The following is a 2,593-nucleotide window of genomic DNA, read 5'->3' as shown; positions in this document are numbered from 1 at the left end:
CATAGAGGTGCGCGCGCAGCGCATTCACCAATTCGGTTCGCTGATTCACGAACTGCTCTCTGGTGCGAAACACGATAGCCCGGGACTGCTGCTCCTTGGTCTTCGGTTCGACAAAGCGCATTGTCGGTCGTTGCGCTGCTTCGACGATCGCCTCCGCATCTGCGACGTCGTTCTTCTGCCGCTTGACGAACGGTTTGACATAGGCCGGGGCAATCAGTCTTGGCTCATGGCCAAGCCGAGCCATCTGACGGGCCCAGTAGTGCGAGCTGCCGCACGCTTCCATCGCCACGACACATGCCGGTTGACTCGCCATGAACTTGCAAAACTGCAGGCGCGACAGCTTCTTGCGGAACACAACCGATCCATCAGCTGCCGCCCCGTGCAGCTGAAAGACGTTCTTTGCCAGATCGACCCCAATGATGGTAACCTTTTCCATCGATGCCTGCCTCTCCTTTGCGTGGCGCTAACACCACAAACTTTGGCACATTGCGATGCCGTCGGAGAAGGCTGGCATCCACCCCATCAGCAAAAATGGCGTGGCATTCAGCGGTGACGTTGGCGTGTCCGCCGCGCAGCCCCCGTGTTTAGCGGAGCGGCGGACATGGCGGCCGCGTCTCAGGCGGCCAGTGCCCTCAGGTTCTCCTTCTTGTGCTCGCGCAGATGATCCGTGTTGAGGTAGCGGGTCGCCTCGAGCCAGTTCTCGTGGATCTCCACCGCCAATGCCCGAACCAGCCGCAAACAGCTCTGCGGGTTGGGGAAGATGCGAACGACCAGGGTGCGCCGCTTGATCTCCTGGTTCAGCCGCTCCAGCATGTTCGTCGACTTCATGTGCTTGTGATGCGGCAGCGGCAGCCGATAGAAGCTCAGCGTCTCCTCGATGTTGTTCTCCACCCAATCCACCAGCTTCGGGTATTTGGCCTGCCATTTGGCGATCCACTGCGCCAGGTCGCGCTTGACCTCGGCTAGGTCGCGCCGGTCATAGAACCATCTGAGCTCCATCAGGCAGTCGTCATCGACCTTGCGCGGCACATAATCGAGCGCGTTTCTGAGGAAGTGCACGTAACAGCGCTGCCAGACTGCCTCGGGCAGGACTTCCCGGATCGCTGCCCTGAGCCCCGGATGGTCGTCGGAGACGACAAACTCGACGCCGGCAAGTCCGCGCTGCTTGAGCCCTGCCACGAACGCGCGCCAGCTCGAATGGCTTTCCCGGTTGGCCAGTTCGACACCGAGCACCTGGCGCCGGCCCTCCCAGTCGACCCCGATCGCCACCAGCACCGCCTGGCTGGCGATCACGCCGGCTTCGCGCGCCCGCTCATAGCGCGCATCCAGAATGAGGTACGGGTAAGGTTCGGCAAGCCGCTGCTCAAAGAACGCCTTCAGGGCTTCATCCAGCCGCGCCGTCGCCTAGCTTACCGTCGAGGCCGAGAAGGAATGGCCGCACAGCTCCTCGGTGATCGCCTTCACCTTGCGCGTCGACACGCCTTGCACGTACATCTCGACCAGCGCCGATACCAGTGCCTTCTCCGAGCGCTGATAACGCTCAAACAACTCCCTCGAGAACCGGCCGGCCCGATCTTGCGGAGCCCGAAGCTCCAGCACGCTAACCCGCGTCACAAGCTTGCGTTCGTAATAGCCGGACCGGTAACCAACCCGCTCCGTCGTCCGCTCGCCTTTCTCGGCCCCGATCGCCTCGTCATCTCGGCTTCCAAAGCCTCCTGCACGACAGTCTGCAAAACTCTGCGAAAGCCGTCCTCATCCGACAACAGCAACGCTTTCAACTCGCCTCTGTTCAGTCTAACGTCGCGCTTGGTCATGGCACTTACCCTTCCACGGGAATCGGTGATCGCAACGTCACCAGCGTGCCATGGCCGCCCCTCGCCTCAGAGTAAGGGCTGTTCTCTCTCCAGAGCTTTTTGCAGAACCTTCAGGACACTATCGGGCACCGGCCGCCCGGGGCTTTGCGGGCCTGGGAAGAGCAGCAGCTCAAGGCCTTCGTCATCCCATCCCCGGGCAGTGGCCAGCTCATCCCGGGGAGACGGGTCCGCCGCAGATAACCATGCACAACGCCATTGCTCACCCGAGCGTGTGCGCGATAGCGCGTGACTTATATGTAAAGCTTCTCTTCCGGCGCATCGACAATCAGGGGGTTGGCATCCGGCTTCCTCGTTTTGAAACGAGGCATCCTGTAGACTGGCTGAGTTGTCGGCCGAAGCGTCCCACACCTCCAAAAAGGTGCTCACGATCACCTGAAATCGCTGCTCACGATCGTCTGAAATCGTTGCTCACGATCCCGAGAAATCCGTGCACACGATCGCCTGAAATACGCAATTTGGAGGACGCTAGGCTGATGGTGATATCGACTCCATTATACATGTTTGCGAGAGTTCGCAGGCACATGGTTGGAGTTGGATGTTCGTCAGAACCCGCCGGCAAAAATGAATGTCCTTCGATCTCCTTGTCGAGCAGGTCGGGCTCGATGCATGCTGCGTGTTCCGTGGTGGCGGGCAGCGATTTCGGAGGAGGATGGGCGCGCATTTCGCTCGATGATGGGCAGCATTCTTGCGGGACCATAGGCGGGTCTTGGTAGCAGACC

At 60.6% G+C, this 2,593-nt stretch carries 2 protein-coding genes and 2 pseudogenes; all 4 read right to left on the bottom strand.

Going from position 1 to position 2,593, the window contains the following annotated elements:
* Positions 1-436, bottom strand: a 436-nt coding sequence (locus EOA86_RS13765; RefSeq protein WP_128342140.1) for an IS110 family transposase, incomplete at its 3' end; no start/stop codon positions are given.
* A gap of 179 nt (positions 437-615) precedes the next feature.
* Positions 616-1,814 (bottom strand): annotated as a pseudogene (locus EOA86_RS13760) (IS256 family transposase).
* A 120-nt stretch (positions 1,815-1,934) separates the two neighbouring features.
* Positions 1,935-2,133: pseudogene (locus EOA86_RS40245) on the bottom strand (hypothetical protein); the annotation flags it as partial.
* A gap of 126 nt (positions 2,134-2,259) precedes the next feature.
* Positions 2,260-2,593: hypothetical protein (locus EOA86_RS39375; protein WP_206630017.1), on the bottom strand; the 334-nt coding region annotated here is incomplete at its 5' end.

The organism is Mesorhizobium sp. M5C.F.Ca.IN.020.32.2.1 (assembly GCF_004023105.1).
In the GTDB taxonomy this organism is placed as follows: Bacteria; Pseudomonadota; Alphaproteobacteria; order Rhizobiales; family Rhizobiaceae; genus Mesorhizobium; species Mesorhizobium wenxiniae.
Note: the sequence above shows the minus strand (reverse complement) of the source record. Positions and strands in the feature narration are given on the sequence as shown.